Origin of the sequence: Candidatus Jidaibacter acanthamoeba, from assembly GCF_000815465.1 — a bacterium.
Lineage (GTDB): Bacteria > Pseudomonadota > Alphaproteobacteria > Rickettsiales > Midichloriaceae > Jidaibacter > Jidaibacter acanthamoebae.
In genome coordinates this window covers 142,926-159,203 of sequence record NZ_JSWE01000092.1, presented here as the reverse complement: position 1 = coordinate 159,203, position 16,278 = coordinate 142,926, and the positions used below count along the sequence as shown (strand labels likewise).

The 16,278-nt window shown below is 36.6% G+C and carries 14 protein-coding genes and 2 tRNA genes; 7 read left to right on the top strand and 9 right to left on the bottom strand.

Features of this window, described 5'->3' with window-relative positions; all coding sequences use genetic code 11:
• Window position 1: 1 nt before the first annotated feature.
• The 4 genes from nhaA to NF27_RS03720 form a co-directional block, all read right to left on the bottom strand.
• Window positions 2–1,150: a Na+/H+ antiporter NhaA gene (gene nhaA / locus NF27_RS03735; RefSeq protein ID WP_039455864.1), complete on the bottom strand. Its 1,149-nt coding sequence runs from the start codon at window positions 1,148–1,150 to the stop codon at window positions 2–4.
• A gap of 184 nt (window positions 1,151–1,334) precedes the next feature.
• Window positions 1,335–4,457 (bottom strand): efflux RND transporter permease subunit, encoded by a 3,123-nt coding sequence (locus NF27_RS03730; RefSeq protein ID WP_039455863.1) that lies wholly within the window; start codon window positions 4,455–4,457, stop codon window positions 1,335–1,337.
• 12 nt (window positions 4,458–4,469) lie between these two features.
• The gene (locus NF27_RS03725; protein ID WP_053332553.1) at window positions 4,470–5,627 is read right to left on the bottom strand and encodes an efflux RND transporter periplasmic adaptor subunit; all 1,158 of its coding nucleotides are present in this window, start codon (window positions 5,625–5,627) and stop codon (window positions 4,470–4,472) included.
• 333 nt (window positions 5,628–5,960) lie between these two features.
• Window positions 5,961–6,037 (bottom strand) — tRNA-Arg (locus NF27_RS03720).
• A 150-nt stretch (window positions 6,038–6,187) separates the two neighbouring features.
• On the opposite strand from NF27_RS03720, the gene NF27_RS03715 reads away from it, so the two are divergent.
• Together NF27_RS03715 and NF27_RS03710 are read left to right on the top strand one after the other, a co-directional pair.
• Window positions 6,188–6,391 (top strand): hypothetical protein, encoded by a 204-nt coding sequence (locus tag NF27_RS03715; protein ID WP_039455861.1) that lies wholly within the window; start codon window positions 6,188–6,190, stop codon window positions 6,389–6,391.
• Complete coding sequence (locus tag NF27_RS03710; RefSeq protein WP_039455860.1) at window positions 6,378–6,806, top strand: DUF2335 domain-containing protein; 429 nt, start codon at window positions 6,378–6,380, stop codon at window positions 6,804–6,806. The genes NF27_RS03715 and NF27_RS03710 overlap by 14 nt, the downstream gene beginning before the upstream one ends.
• An 88-nt stretch (window positions 6,807–6,894) precedes the next feature.
• Here the strand turns inward: NF27_RS03710 and NF27_RS03705 are convergent, their stop codons facing one another.
• From NF27_RS03705 to NF27_RS03695, 3 genes are read right to left on the bottom strand one after another with little or no spacing between them, the layout of a single operon-like run.
• Window positions 6,895–8,550, bottom strand: coding sequence for a PAS domain-containing protein (locus NF27_RS03705; RefSeq protein ID WP_039455858.1), 1,656 nt, complete (start codon window positions 8,548–8,550; stop codon window positions 6,895–6,897).
• 3 nt (window positions 8,551–8,553) lie between these two features.
• On the bottom strand, window positions 8,554–9,519 hold the full coding sequence (locus tag NF27_RS03700; RefSeq protein ID WP_039455856.1) for a quinone oxidoreductase family protein: 966 nt from the start codon (window positions 9,517–9,519) through the stop codon (window positions 8,554–8,556).
• A gap of 1 nt (window position 9,520) precedes the next feature.
• Window positions 9,521–10,792 (bottom strand): M16 family metallopeptidase, encoded by a 1,272-nt coding sequence (locus tag NF27_RS03695; RefSeq protein ID WP_039455854.1) that lies wholly within the window; start codon window positions 10,790–10,792, stop codon window positions 9,521–9,523.
• Between the two features lie 260 nt (window positions 10,793–11,052).
• On the opposite strand from NF27_RS03695, the gene NF27_RS03690 reads away from it, so the two are divergent.
• Complete coding sequence (locus NF27_RS03690; protein ID WP_039455851.1) at window positions 11,053–11,934, top strand: Rpn family recombination-promoting nuclease/putative transposase; 882 nt, start codon at window positions 11,053–11,055, stop codon at window positions 11,932–11,934.
• Between the two features lie 148 nt (window positions 11,935–12,082).
• Here the strand turns inward: NF27_RS03690 and NF27_RS03685 are convergent, their stop codons facing one another.
• Together NF27_RS03685 and fdxA are read right to left on the bottom strand one after the other, a co-directional pair.
• Entirely contained in the window at window positions 12,083–14,371 is a 2,289-nt protein-coding gene (locus NF27_RS03685) for an NADP-dependent malic enzyme (protein WP_039455849.1), read from the bottom strand.
• Window positions 14,372–14,520: 149 nt separating this feature from the next.
• Complete coding sequence (gene fdxA, locus NF27_RS03680) at window positions 14,521–14,850, bottom strand: ferredoxin FdxA (protein WP_039455847.1); 330 nt, start codon at window positions 14,848–14,850, stop codon at window positions 14,521–14,523.
• A gap of 105 nt (window positions 14,851–14,955) precedes the next feature.
• On the opposite strand from fdxA, the gene NF27_RS03675 reads away from it, so the two are divergent.
• The 4 genes from NF27_RS03675 (at window position 14,956) to ccoS (ending at window position 16,164) form a co-directional block, all read left to right on the top strand.
• Window positions 14,956–15,040, top strand: a tRNA-Leu gene (locus tag NF27_RS03675).
• Between the two features lie 31 nt (window positions 15,041–15,071).
• Window positions 15,072–15,518: a 6,7-dimethyl-8-ribityllumazine synthase gene (locus tag NF27_RS03670; RefSeq protein ID WP_039455844.1), complete on the top strand. Its 447-nt coding sequence runs from the start codon at window positions 15,072–15,074 to the stop codon at window positions 15,516–15,518.
• Window positions 15,502–15,981, top strand: coding sequence for a transcription antitermination factor NusB (nusB, locus tag NF27_RS03665; RefSeq protein WP_204367860.1), 480 nt, complete (start codon window positions 15,502–15,504; stop codon window positions 15,979–15,981). The genes NF27_RS03670 and nusB overlap by 17 nt, the downstream gene beginning before the upstream one ends.
• Entirely contained in the window at window positions 15,982–16,164 is a 183-nt protein-coding gene (gene ccoS / locus NF27_RS03660) for a cbb3-type cytochrome oxidase assembly protein CcoS (protein ID WP_039455840.1), read from the top strand.
• Window positions 16,165–16,278 lie beyond the last annotated feature (114 nt).

Sequence of the window (16,278 nt, the reverse complement as noted above, 5' to 3'; positions counted from 1 at the left end):
CTTATTTTATAAACTTCAAAATCAAAATCCCAAATAAAGCAGAAACCATAGAAGCTATAATTACTGATGAGCGCATAATATTTATGAACTCCTGCTTCTCAAAAGTGAGCCCCCCGATAAATAAGCTTAAAGTGAAGCCTATCCCGCCTAAAACGCATACCGCATAATATTTTGACCAACTGGTGTTATTCGGCAGCATACACCATTTTAATTTTACAACTAGATAAGAAAATACAAATATACCCACCTGCTTACCGAAAAATAAACCTAAAATTATACCTAAACCTAAATTTGAAAAAAGAACATCAGTAGTTAAGTATTTCAACGGTATTTCAGAATTTATAAAGGCAAATATCGGTAAAATACAGTAATTAACAAAAGGGTGTAAATTAGCTTCCAGCTCTTTAAGCGGTGAAGCATTACTCTCCTCAATTGCAACAGGAATAAAAACAGCAAGTATAACCCCTGCCAGAGTCCCATGGACTCCTGCTTCAACTATAAAGATCCATAGCAATACACCGAGTATTGCATAGTATTTTACTTCTTTTACTTTAAAATAATTTAATGCGAATAGTGCTATTGTCACAAGAGCTGCAATCAAGAGCGCAGCTGTATTAATAGCGGAGGTATAAAACAAAGCTAAAATAATAATTGCAAGCGCATCATCAATTAATGAAAACCCGATAATAAAAAGCCTGAGCTCTAAAGATATTTTTCTGGCAAAAAAGGATAAAATACCTAATACGAATGCAGTATCGGTTGCCACCGGTATTGCCCATCCTTTTTCGGTAATCTGGTTATGATTAAAGTACATATATATCAGTGCCGGAATCACTAACCCGCCTATTGCCGCAAAGGTCGGCAGTATCAATTTCTTCCTTTCCTTATATTCACCGACTACCAAGTGATATTTCATTTCCAATCCTATCAGGAGGAAAAATAGGGTCATAAGCCCATCGTTAATGAGATTAAGGAAGGTGGTCGTAGTTCCGAAGCCGCCGATTCTTAAGCACACGGGTAACTTAATAAACTTTAGGTAATATTCATATAATGCAGTATTGCTTATAACTACCGCGAGGAATAAGCTACAAATCAATAACACCCCTGAGAAAGCTTCGGATTTAATAAATTCTCTAAGATTTAATGCCATATTATCCGCTAATTGACTAAGACCACTTATCATAAAAACATTAAATCAAAATGGTTAATATTTAGTTAACGGCTAATAAAAATAAGCTTTAAGTATTTATAAATTTACCCGGCAATAAGATTAAATAGCACAAACAGTAAATTAAATTACAAATATATTTATGATTTATTTAACGATCCCTTATCTATTTTCTACCGTGGAATAAACTAGAGCAGTAATCACCGAGCTTTAACGCAAGTTTAAAAAACAGAGGAATAAAGAAGACTGCAATAAAGGTTGCGGCAAGCATTCCTCCTATAATCCCGGTTCCTATGGAATGTCGACTTGCAGAGCCTGCACCTGAGCTTAAGGCAAGAGGCATACACCCTAAAATAAATGCAAGTGAAGTCATAATAATCGGGCGGAAACGAAGGTGAGCTGCTTCAATTGCCGCTTCGGTAACTGATTTGCCCTCCTTATGCAGCATAACGGCAAATTCGATAATCAGTATGGCATTTTTTGCCGCAAGCCCGATTAAGGTCAATAAACCGACCTGGAAATATAAGTCTATATTCATATTTCTTAAAAAGATCGCAAGCAATGCGCCGAAGATAGCAAAAGGCACCGCCAGAATTACCGCAAAAGGTAATGACCACCGCTCATAAAGCGCAGCAAGTATTAAAAATACCATGACAATTCCAAAGCCGAAAGCTGATGAGCTAGAGCCGCTCGCTGCCTTTTCCTGATAAGCTGAACCCGTCCACCCTATGGTATAATCGGAAGGCAAAGCTTCCTGAACCACCGCTTCTATAGCAGCCAGCGCTTGTCCCGAACTAAACCCTGGAGCAGGCGCACCCATAATTTTAGCCGCAGGGAAAGCGTTAAAGCGCTCGACCAAATCCGTCCCTACCATACGTTTCACTTGAACCAGCACATCAAGCGGAATCATTTTACCGCTACTTGATTTAACAAAAACATGTTTTAAGTTTTCCGGACTACTTCTAAATTCGGCATCCGATTGCAGAATTACCTTGTACGGCTTACCATATAAATTAAAATCATTAATATATGAATTACCGAAAGTACTAGTCATGGTAGAAAACAATGCGCTTATTGATACTCCTAGAGCTTTCGCTTTCACTCTATCTACAATAATTGAATACTGAGGTATGTTAACTGAAATTGTAGTTTGCATGCCACTAAGTTCAGGGCGCTTGCTTGCTTCTGCTACTAATTTATTCGCCGTTGCCGCTATAGTTTGTATATCAGCTCCGCTCTTATTTTGTAAATAAAATTCAAACCCTCCCGTCATACTGATTCCGGTGATAGGCGGAGGGTTGAAAGCCATAAATATAGCTTCTTTTATATCTGCTCCCATCCCCATAAAAGTTCGAGTTAGAGCTCTGGAATCATGTGCAGGATCCTTTCTTTCATCCCAATCTTTAAGCGCAACAAATGAAGCTCCTGCGCTGCTTTTAGAGGAAGCGGAAAGAAGATCAAAACCGGCAAAAGTTACAATACTTTTAACCGCAGGGTGGCTCATCATTCGCTTAGTAACTTCATCGGTAACCGCAGTTGTACGAGCAAGCGAGGCACCCGGAAGTAAAAAAGGCATAGCGAGTATATAACCCTGATCTTCTTCAGGGACGAGAGCGGTCGGAGTACGCGCAAACATTATAGCCGAGAACAAAATCAGTACCCCGAATATTGCAAGTCCCCTTCCGGTACGTAGTATAATATACCTTACACCAGCGCTATATTTATTAGTCACATTATCAAACCATTTATTAAACTTCTCAAATATTTTAAACGGTTCCTGATGATCATTTTTTAACATGAGTACACAAAGTGCAGGAGTTAAAGTTAATGCTACAAACCCTGAAATAGTTACCGAAACGGCAATTGTTATTGCAAACTGTTTATACATTTCACCCGTTAAGCCTCCCATAAATCCTACCGGAACAAATACCGCACATAACACGAGAACAATTGCGATAACCGGGCCGCTCACTTCTTCCATAGCTTTTACCGAAGCATCATGTGAATTTAAGTCTTCGGTTCTCATAATTCGTTCTACATTCTCAAGCACAACGATTGCATCATCAACTACAATTCCAATTGCAAGCACCATCCCGAAAAGCGTTAACATGTTTATAGAAAACCCTAACAGATACATCCCGGCGAAAGTTCCTATTAACGATATCGGAACTGCTATTATCGGAATAATAGTCGCTCTTGCATTTTGTAAAAAGATATAAACCACAATTACTACAAGCAAAATTGCCTCAAAGAAAGTTGTAATAACCTCCTTGATTGACGAACTTACAAATTTGGTAGTATCAAATGGAAGTGCATAAGCCACTCCTTCAGGGAAATTTTTGTTTAGCTTCTCTAAAGTTTTAGCTACTGCTTCCGTGGTTGCTAAAGCGTTAGCGCCGGGTTGCAGATATATACCGATGGCAACTGAAGGGCTGCCGTTATAAGTTGCCGCAAAGCTATAATCTAAAGCACCGAGCTCAACCCGCGCCACATCTTTCAACCTTAAAGTTGCACCTTTAGAATCAGCTTGCAGGATAATATCTTCAAATTGCTTTATATCTGAAAACCTGCCTTGGGTAGTAATGGTATAGGTAAAAGCCTGTGGGCTACCGTTGGGCTCCTGCCCGAATTGCCCAGGTGCAAATTGAGAATTTTGCTCAGCGATAGCTGCTGAAACATCGCTTGGACTTAAATTATATTGCGCTAATTTATCAGGATGCAGCCAAATACGCATCGAATAATCTTTTGCCCCGAAAAGTGAAGCTTCTCCTACTCCGGGGGTACGTTTTAGTTCATCGATAATATTCAGTAACGCATAATTACTTAAATAAATCGGGTCATAGCGGTTATTGGGAGAAAATAAGGTTATTACCTGTAAAATTGAGCTTGAGCGCTTGTTAACCATAACACCCTGCTGCCTTACTTCTGCAGGCAAACGTGCGAGCGCAGCTTGCACCCTATTATTTACGTTAATTGTTGCCTGATCCGGGTCAGTCCCAATTTGAAAAGTTACAGTAAGGCCTAATTTCCCGCTGTTTGAGCTTGATGAGCGCATATAAAGCATTCCGTCAACCCCGTTAATCTGTTCTTCAAGAGGTGCAGCTATTGTGCTTGCAACCACCTCTGCGCTTGCGCCCGGGTAATTTGCGGAAACTACTACTTCGGGCGGGATAATATCAGGATATTGTGCAATTGGTAAAGCACGCATTGATATAATCCCAGCTAAAACTATGATAATAGAGAGTACGGAAGCAAAAATAGGCTTATCTATAAAAAAACGCGATAACATATATCTCTCTACTTATTGGGATTTTTTTAAATCTTCAGGTTTAGCAAATTGCACCGGCTGTCCCGGACGAACCTTAATCATTCCTTCAATAATGACTTTATCCCCCGCACTTAATCCGCTATTTACAATTTGTCCTCTATTTACTTTTGCACCGAGCGCAACAGGCCTTACTACCGCCTTATTTTCATTATCAATCCCATATACGATTGCCCCTTGTGCAGTTTGAATTATCGCCTTTTCCGGAATTATAGCTTTGCTGCGGTCTTTTAAGCCTTTAACTTTAACTCTTACAAACTGGCCGGGTAATAATTTCATTTCAGGATTAGGGACAATAGCTCTTGCATTTATAGTTCCGGTTGCACTATCTATTATCACATCCGTAAAATTGATATCGCCTTCATGCGGATAGGCTGTATTATCCCCAAGTCTAACTTCTACTTTCAGGTTGTTTTCGGTTAAGCTTCCCTCTTTTTGCATACCCGATTTTTGCCGGTTTAAGGCATCACTGTCCGGATAAGCAAAATTAATATATACCGGGTCAAATTGAGTAATCCGGGTTAAAAGATTATTACCTGAACTTCCTCCTACTAAGCTGCCTTCAGAGTGAGATTCCTGGCTGGTGATACCCGAAATTGGTGCAACTACTTTAGTATAGCCTAAATTTATTTGAGCAGTTTTAACTTCAGCTTCTGCTTGCTTCACTGAAGCTTGTGCCTGTTGATAGCTATAAAGTGCATTATCGCGCTCCTGAACTGTTACGAATTTACGTTTAAGTAATTCTTCGGATCTATCCAAATCGCGCTTTGTTCGTTTTAGAAGATCACTACTATCCTGTAATTTTGCCTTAGCTTGTTTTAACGATGCTTTAAACGGCTCAGGATCTATTTGAAATAAAACATCCCCCTGTTTTACTAGCTTACCTTCAGTATATTTGCGTTCTAATATTATACCCTCGACTCTAGCTTGGATCTCAACTTCTTTTATTCCGGCTACTCTTCCCGGGTATTCATATTCAAGCTCAATATCTTCAAGGGTTATTTCCTGAATTGTAACTTGCGGAGCAGGAGGCTGCATATTTTTTGCCTCATCTTTACAAGCAGCAAGTGCCAGTAATGATAACACCCCTATAAATTTGAACATTGATAATTTATTACTTAACTTATAACGCATATTAAACACCTCAAAACCTGATAAAATTTAAATATCAGTGTCTACTAATTATTTCGGCAGTTATTTTTACCTATTTAATTAATAGTATAGTGTTCTTTTGTTATAAAAAAAGTTATTTTTTTGAGCGTCGTATATTATAAATTTTCATATCCAAGTTTTATGTACTATATTTACTTAACATATATAATTGCTATTATTTGATAATAAGGGGAGATTAAATAAATCACCTATACAGTATATTTAATTGATAACCCATTGATAAGTGTTATGTATAACCTAGCATAATTAAGCAACCTTAATATATTATACTAATTATACTATGATTTATTTCACTGGTGTTCCCGACAAGATTCGAACCTGTGACCTTTGGATTAGGAATCCAACGCTCTATCCTGCTGAGCTACGGGAACATGCAATTATTTTTTTATATAAGTTAATCTTGTCATTTGTAAAGCTATTTTTACCGAATATTTAATAAGTGTGTAAATTCTCCGTATAATTTTATTGATAAAAGGTTTATTATCTGTTGTAATTAGAGAAGATTTTATATTTTAGTAAAAATGAAAAAATACCATATTAGTCCGGCAAAATTATTTTGGCATTTAATTGAGGGAATAACCTCAAGTTGCTTCTTAAAGTTTAAACACAGATTAATTATAAGTGATTATGATGTAAGCAGGAATATTGCCAGAGATACAGGAATGGTAGCAAAAGATATAGATCGTATTTTAGAAAAAGTAAAAGGTAGCCATGAAAGACAATAGAAGAGATAATAAACCAAGATACAGATACAATAATAGAGATAACTATTCGGATCAACCCAGAGGCTTAGCGCTTCCTTCCCCTGCACTACTTGAAAGTTATGATGAGATTTCTCCTGGATTAGCTGATAAGCTTGCAGATATCATAAAACAAGAGCAAAAACATCGGCATGATTGGGAAAACAAATATTTGCGTGCAATGAGTAATACCGCGAAGATAGGTCAATTATTCGGATTGGTGCTTGCCGTTATAATCATTTATGCAACGATACTACTTGCCGGCGAAGAAAATAATACTTACATTGCCGCAGTCACTTGCTTTTCCGGGTTTGCATTTTTATCATGTGCGGTTCTTGCTTCAATAAAAACTAAGCAGCATATGCGTAGACCTCACCATACCAAACAATATAAACGATAAGATAGTTTAATAGTATTAATATCGGCTCTTCACTTTAGCAGCAAAGAGCCGAATATTTTAAAAAAGCTGAATAAGGTATTTTAAATTTTTAAGCTATGTTTTTATATTTAATCATAATGCTGTTATCAGGCAAGGGTTCAATTTTTGCTTCTATTTTTTGCTTATCCTTAAATTGCAAAGCTATTGAAATATTACTTCTTTGATCTAGTGCGCCTGTTAAAGCATTTTTATAACTTTGATAAGAATCAACTGATTGAAAAGCTTTTTCTTGGGCGAGCATCATATCCATAAAGTGCATTTGTTCCGGAGAACCCGCAAAATCAAATAGCTTAATAAACTTATCATTGCATATAAGCAACTTTCCGTTATGCCCTAAAATAGCTGTGGCGTAATCATATGACGCAACTAATGTCTTAAGTACATTTATATGTTCATTATAAACCCTTCCCATCGCAAGCTGCTCTATGATATTCTCATAGCGGAAAACAGTATCCCCTCCTTGCACGGGAATCACCGATACTTTTAAAGTTTTTCCGTCGGGCAGATACATAAAGAAAAATTCGGATTCAGTTTGCTCCGTTATATACTTCATCTGCTGCCATTTAAATTCTTTATAATTTTTTACTTCAGGAAGCTTGCCTTTCTCCCTCATTTTATCTATGAGCGATGAAAAGCTAAGATTAGAGGAAATACTATTCTGCTCTAAATTAAATAATGTAATAAAAGCTTGGTTATAGAAAGCTACATTCCCCAAATTATTTATTATCAGCAGTGCATTAGCATCAATTTTCAATAAACTTTCCAAAGTATTATTTAAAGCAATTACTTTCTTCTCAAGTTGCTCTATCTCGTTTATAAAATTACAATAACCGATACTTCCTTCGCCCGATACCTTGACTTCATTTATTCGTAAAATTACCGGCTGATTATCAATAATAAATACTTTTTTTATACTTACTTCATCTGAGTCATCTTTAGTTAATTCTTCATAAAAGAAATTATCAAATTCTGGTATATTTCCGGAAAAATCACTATATCCCATTTTTTGTATCAAATCCTTGTATGCCTGATTACAAAAAATAATTTTCCCGTCAATTCCTCTTTTCCATGTAGGGATAGGTAAACTATTAATCAACAAATCCAACTCATAGCTCATTACTCTGTATTTATGAAATAGTTGAGTTAAATTTAATTCTTGAGATTTAGTTTCAGAAACATCAAAGAGCCATACCAATAGCCCCTCAAGTTTATAACGCTTTGCTACTTGCGCAACATAATACAAATACTTAAGTTGCCCGGTATTATCTAAAAATGAAATAAACCCTGAGGTTTTTTGTTTCTTTGAAGTTGCTTTAGTTACTATATTTTCAATCTTTTCCCATTCTTTAAGTGAAAACAATGCTTTGAATGACTTAGCATTTATATTTGTAGGCATACCTAAAGAACTGTAACTTCCATTTAAAATTTCCAAACTTCCTTCCCTATTAATATAAATTAGCATAGTGGGGGAAATTTTAGCTATATATCCTTCCTTAATTTCTTTATTTTCATAGTCTTCAAGGTCATTTGAAAGCATGAATACATAAAAAATCAGTGCAAATGTAATTGATATTTCTATTATATCATAAACGCCGAAATATGCGGTTGATTCAAGATAGATAAATGCTGAAAGTACTATCTCTACCAGCACGAGAGAGATTAACACTCCTTTTCTGAATTTTTTATAACCGTTAATAAGCGACATATATTACGGGATTAAAATAATTGAACCGCTAGAAGCGCCTGATTCCAGTAATTTATGCGCTTCTGCCGCTTGTGATAGCGGGAATCTGGCAGCTATATTGATGTTTAATACTTTACTTGTTATCATTTCAAATACTTCTTCGGCACTTAAAATCAGCTCCATTTTATTTGCTTTATAATCGAATAATGTCGGACAGGTTAAGAATAATGATTTTTTCTTTAATAGTTCTAAATCAAGCGGCTCCACAAACCCGCTTGCATGCCCGTAATAAACCATAATTCCACCGATCATTAAGCAATCTAACGATTTATAAAAAGTATCTTTCCCTATCGCATCATAAACAGCATTAACACCTATGTTTTTAGTAAATTTTACTACTTCTTTTTCCCAATCCGGTGTTTTATGATTTACAACATAGTGGCAACTTTTAAGTGCAATCTGTTTTTTTTCCTCTGAGCCTACACTGCCGATCACTAATGCTCCTAAGTGCCTGCACCATGCTGATAAAATTTGCCCGACGCCTCCTGCCGCACTATGGATCAAAACAGCTACTCCTTCCCTTACCAAAAACACCCTACGAATAAGGTAATGCGCAGTTAATCCTTTAACAAGAGAAGCAGCAACTATCTCATCGCTAATATGATCGGGAACGGCAACTAAATATTTGGAATCAATGCATCTAAATTCTGAATATGCACCGCTTTTTACGGTAGCGTACGCAACTCTTTGCCCGATCTCAAAACCCTCTACCTTTTTACCTAGTTTTTTTATTACTCCGCAGGCTTCTATTCCGCAAATAGGATCAGTAGAATTATAGCTCCCTCGCCTAGTCTGCACATCAATAAAGTTTACCCCGATTGCAGTATGCTTCAGTAAAACTTCATTATCTAAAGGCTCACCTTCTTCCCTTTCTCCTATCCTCAAAACTTCAGGTGCACCGACTTGATCAAAATAAACGAACTTACCCATTTTAAACTTTTAATTTATTTTTTATAGTATCATATTGATATAGTTTATCTATCTTGCCAATAGAAGAAATGGTAGGCTGCTTATTATTTGATAAAATTTTTCTTAAATACTTCTGAACCTTGCTCGGATCTATAGCATTAACCTTATCAATTACCTCGGAAATAGGGACATAGCGGCCATAAATTAAAAGATTGGAAGCAAATTTTTCAGCTCTTGACACCGGATTTTCTCTGGACATTAATAACCCTGCTCTCACTTGCGCTTTAGCACGCTTCACTTCTTCTTCAGTAATGCTATCAAGCATTTTATGAAGCTCTGTGATTACTACATCGACTAATTCATTTATATTATAATCACTACTTGAAGAATAGATGCCGAAAATTCCGTTATCTGCATAACTACTGCCGAAAGCGGAAATAGAATAAGCTAACCCTCTATTTTCTCTAACCTCTTGAAACAATCTGGAAGACATTCCTCCTCCGGCAATTATAGAGAGAGCTTGCTGAGTATAATAATCATCATCATAGTAAGAGACTCCTTCAAATCCAAGCACAAAATGTACTTGCTCCAAATCCTTATTTATCCTTGATTCACCACCTCGGTAATCACTTTTAATCTCTAAATTTTCTGATTTTCCAGGAAGTAAGTTAAACTTGGATTTAATTAAATTATTATAATTATTAACATCAAAATTACCGGCTGCCGAGACTATTACATTATTAAATCCGTACCTTGAATTAACATATTCTATTATTTGATCTCTGCTTAAACTTTTAATTATTTCTTCTTCACCCAGAATTGATCTTCCAAGCGGTTGATCCGGGAAAGCAGCTTCCTGAAAATTATCAAATATTATATCATCAGGAGTATCTTTGGTTTGTGCCATCTCCTGCAGGACTACTTTTCTCTCCTTATCAATTTCTTCGTCTGAAAAAGAAGAGTTTTGTAGAATATCAGAGAGAATATCAACCGCAGTATCAATATCATCTTTCAGCACCTTAGCATAGTAAACTGTTTTCTCTCTTGAAGTGTAAGCATTGAAATATCCGCCTATCATATCAAATTCTTCGGCTATCTGCTTAGCAGTTCTGGTATTGGTACCTTTAAATGCCATATGCTCCAGGAAATGGGAAATTCCGGATTGCTCTTTTTTTTCAAATTTACTACCCGTTTTCATTAATACGCTTATCGCAACCGTTTCCACCTCTTTCATTTGGTCAAATGCCACCATCATGCCGTTTTCTAAAGTACAAAAGTTGCGTTCATCATTCATATCCAGTATCCTATAAAGCTTAATTTACTCGGAACCTAAAGTAATTACGCTTTATCTTCAATTGAAAAGTTCATTACATGTTCGGAAAATTTAAATACTTGTATATAATTTTACACCTTTCAATTTGTTGTCTTATTGTATTACTCGAAATTCAATCTAACCGCTATAAAAAGCAATCTCATACTTTAAATAAGCAATAGTTTGGTGACTTTAGCCATAGTTTAAGATAAAATAGGTAAAAAAGGAGAGAGAGGTTAGGCATGCCATTTGTAAGGTATTTAGATCCGAAGAACGATATAGCATTTAAGAAGATATTCGGTAGTGAAAAGAATAAAGATATCCTGATTCATTTTCTAAATGATATATTAGGTAAAACCGGAAAAGAGATAATCAGAGAAGTAAGTTTTTTAAATTCCGTACAGGCACCTGAGATAGCAGTAAAGAAGCAAAGTATAATAGACGTACTATGTACTGATGAATCGGGTGTACAGTACATAGTAGAAATGCAGGTTGCGAAAGTCAGAGGATTTGAGAAGAGAGCGCAATATTATGCAGCAAAAGCTTACAGCAACCAAATGAATAGCGGTGAAGAGTATGGGAATTTAAAAGAAGTAATATTCTTGGCGATAGTAGACTTTGTAATGTTTCCGGATAAAGAAGGATATAAGTCTGAGCATGTGATATTGGATAAAGTAAGCTATGAGAATGACCTGAAGGATTTTTCGTTTACCTTTATAGAGTTACCTAAATTTAAAAAAGAGAGGGTAGAAGATTTAGAGAGTTACGAAGAAAAATGGTGTTATTTTTTCAAGCATAGCAAGAACCCCGATAATATAGAAAAGCTGATCGGCAGCAGTGATAATGTGATCAGCAAGGCATATGATGTATTACTGAGTCATCACTGGAGTGACCAGGAACTAAACGCATATGAACAGGTAACTAAAGCTAACCTTGATGCTATGGCAAGAGAAGCACAGGTTAAGGAAGAAGCTATGGCTGAAGGTAGGGAGAAAGGAATAGCTGAAGGTAGGTTAGAGGAAAAAGTATCTATAGCTAAAAAGATGTTAAAATATGGAGTACCTTTAGAAGAAGTAATGAAAATTACCGGACTTCCACATGGAGAAATTGATAACCTAAAATAGAGAAAAGGTAGCTAGCTAAAGACCGGAGAATAATACCTTGAGCTATAGCGAAATCTTTTAAAAAATCAGAAAGAATATAAACTTTCAAGCCATATTTCATTCTTTTTCTCAAAATGCTTTGCCGTGATAATCTTGAGTATCTAACTACCTACTTATCCGCAAAATCAGAATTGCGGTAAGCTGCCATTGCCGCCATATTTAAAACATCTGATTCAGTTGAACCCATTTGCACAATTTGAATTGATTTCTTAATTCCGCAAAGAACCGGCCCAATTAGCTTACCACCCCCCAACTCTTGCAGTAATTTTGAAGCAATATTAGCACTGTGAAGCGCCGGCATTATTAAAATATTAGCCGGTTGTGATAACCTGCAAAACGGATAAAGTTTTAATAGCTCAGCATTTAATGCAACACTTGCCTGCATTTCTCCGTCATATTCAAAATCAACATTGCGCTTATTAAGCAAGGTAACGGCATCTCTTATTCTTTGAGCTTTTTCGCGCATAGGGTTCCCGAAATTCGAGAATGAAATAAATGCAACTCTCGGATCGTGCCCCATAGATCTTGCCTCTTCCGCCGCATGGATGGCAATTTCGGCTAACTCGTCAGAATCCGGGATTTCATTAATGGTAGTATCTGCAATAAAAATGGTTCGGTTTTTTGCAATCATTATGGAAAGTCCGAACAATAAATTTCCCTGCTTAACTTCAACTGCTTTAGTGATGTCATCAACGCAAGATAAGTAACTCTTAGTCAACCCTGTCACCATCCCGTCATAATAACCGAGCTCCACCAAAAGTGAGGCAAAAACATTTCGCTCTCTTCTTAGTAAATTCTCACAGTCTTTATATAGGTAACCTTTTCTTTGCAACTTACCGTATAGGTGATCTACTAATTTCTCATAATCGGGATGATGAACGGCGTTGATAATTTCTATATCACTTAAACTTCCGGCTTCAAGCTTACTTAAGGTATGATTAATCGCCTCTTCATAACCGACTAAAACAGCCTTTCCGTAGCCTAAATTGCGCCACTCTATTGCAGCCCTGATCATCGCTTCTTCATCGCCTTCGGTAAATAGGATGGTTTTCGGACTCGCTCTTAAGCGCTCGAAGAAGAAATTCATCATATTAATTGAAGGGTTGAGCCTTGCAGCCAATTGATTTTTATATGCATAAAAATCTTCTATCGGTTTACGTGCAACACCTGTTCGCATTGCGGCTTCGGCAACTGCCATCGAAACCACATGAATAAGCCTGGAATCAAACGGAACCGGGATTATATAACTTGCTCCGTACTTTAACTTTTTACCCCCGTAAGCTGCTGAAACCTCTGCCGGCACCTCTTCCCTGGCGAGCATTGCAATTGCTTTCGCCGCGGCTATTTTCATCTCATCATTAATGGTTGTAGCCTGAACATCAAGCGCGCCTCTAAATATATAAGGGAAGCCCATTACATTATTCACTTGGTTATCGTAGTCGGATCTTCCTGTTGCAACAATAGCGTCACTCCTAACTTCTCTTACCTCTTCAGGGGTAATTTCCGGGTCAGGATTCGCCATTGCAAATATAATAGGGTTTTCCGCCATTACCCTAACCATCTCTTTAGTTAAAGCACCTTTAACCGACACACCTAGGAATACATCCGCTCCGACCATAGCTTCGGCTAAAGTTCTATGCGGAGTATCGACCGCATGGGCAGCTTTCCATTGGTTCATCCCGTTAGTTCTGCCCTCATAGATTACTCCGCCCGTATCACATAAGATAGCATTTTCATGCGGTAATCCCATATTTTTTAACAATTCGATACAAGCAATACCTGCCGAACCCGCACCGTTTACTACTACCTTTAAGTCTTTAAATTCTCTACCCGTGAGGTGGGCTGCATTAATTAGCCCTGCGGCGGTAATAATTGCAGTACCATGTTGATCATCATGAAATACGGGAATATCCATTAATTCTTTAAGTTTACTTTCAATGATAAAACATTCGGGGGCTTTAATATCTTCTAAATTAATCCCACCCCAACTTGCGCCTAAATATTTAATTGAATTAATGAATTCTTCGGGGTTTTCCGTAGACACTTCTAAATCAATAGCATCAATATCAGCGAACCTCTTAAACAATACCGCCTTTCCTTCCATTACAGGCTTGGATGCAAGCGCACCGAGATTACCTAAGCCTAAAACGGCGGTTCCGTTAGAAATAACTGCAACAAAATTACCTTTCGAAGTATATTCGAAAGCTTTAGCAGGATCATTATGAATTTCAAGGCAAGGCGCAGCTACACCGGGTGAATATGCTAATGATAAATCCCTTTGATTAGTAAGAGGCTTTAAAGGGTCTATTCCTAATTTTCCTTTTTTGCCCTCAGCATGGAATTTTAAGGCTTCGTTATAAATACTAACCTTATAATCATTATCATTTTTAGCTGACATATATTTAACATTTCAATGAATATTTTATTATGCAAGTTATAAAACTCCAAACTTAATTTGCAAGCTTAATTAGAATATACGCAACCGGATTTTTATCTTTCTTTGCTATATTACGCAAAACTGTTTAAGATAAGTACTATTTATTACTTCTATCTACCCGGTTTTTCGGAAAAGTATTCCTCATACTTTCCTTCTTTACCGTTAAATTGCTCGGCATCTGGTGCGTGAGGATGCTTTTCGGTAATGTTCGGCCATTGCACGGAAAATTTCTTATTAATTTCCATCCATTGCATTAAATCTTCAGATTCGGGTTTTATCGCTTCCGCCGGGCACTCAGGCTCACATACCCCGCAATCAATGCATTCATCAGGATTAATAACAAGCATATTCTCCCCTTCATAGAAACAATCAACCGGGCATACTTCGGCACAATCCGTAAATTTACACTTTATACAATTTTCCGTAACTACATATGCCATATCCTAAAACCTTAAGACTTGTTTTTTTTATATCTTGAAATGTAAACTCTTTTAGTTTATATACGAGAACTAATATTTTGCAATATTTCTCTTTGAGCAAAATGTGCGGATGTGGCGGAATTGGTAGACGCGCTAGACTTAGGATCTAGTGTCTTTCGACGTGTGGGTTCAAGTCCCACCCTCCGTACCAATCTTAAAACCCTAACTCTAAAGGATAAGAAATGAACAAAGTGCTAATTGTGGAGGCGACATTACACCCTAATACCGCTGACGCCTTATCCAGCGCGGTCAGATTTGTATTAGAACAAAACGGAATTGAATATGAAAGAGTTCAAGTCACAGGTATATTTGAAATTCCTGCAGCAGTAAGCATAGCCTTAGATGCGTTTGATTACGATGGAGCTATTGTTGTCGGTAGCCTTATCGGCCAAGAAAACATTACTTTAAATACAATTTATCAAGAATGTGCTCGCGGCGTTAACGATATATCTATCCATTTTTCATTACCAATCGGATTTGGAATATTCATGGCGGAAAATGAAGCTCAAGCTTTAGAACAAGCAAGCGTTATAGGCAAACAAGCTGCCTTATGCTGTTTGGAGCTAATTAAAATAAAAAACCTCTATCAATCTTTTCATAATGACTCAGGCAGTGGATACAAAAACTAAATTTTATTCTTCCAAGATTAGAGCAAAAAGAAACTCAAGAATTTTAGCAATTCAATGTATATATGCTTATGAAACTTGGCTTCATCATCTGGACTCAATAGATATTAACCAATTGATAATCGATGTTGCATCGATTAATAATTTTGATCTTTTAAATTCGACCAAGAAAGACCCGATTGATAAAAAGTATTTAATAAACATGATTAAAGGGGCTATCGCTAGCTTAAAAGAACTGGATCATAACGCCTCTCTTTACTTGGCTCATGACTGGAAAGTTGAGCGGTTACCTAAATTAGTAAAAAATGTTATCAGACTTGGCATTTATGAGCTTATCAATACAAAAGACTTGGATAAATTAATAATTATTAATGAATACCTTGATATTGCCAAGCTTTTCAATCATGAAGGAGAAGTAGGATTTATTAATACCGTGCTTGACAAAGTTTCCAAGGAAAATTTATAGATGGATGTATTGATTTACTTAGTACCGTTTACCGTTCTATTTAGCTTAATCGGTTTAGTTGCACTTATATGGGCGATCAGATCTAAACAATATGACGATATGAAAGGGGCTGCCGAACGTATTTTATTTGATATTGAAGACAATAATCGGAATGATTTAAAAGATAAAAATCTTAAAAAATAAAAATTACTATTAATTATAGTTAGATGTTTTGATCAATTTAAATTCAGAAATATCAAAATTTAAGATATAAGTTCATAGAGCAGTTCAGGTTAGGAATGGGGTTAGAAGAGCAGC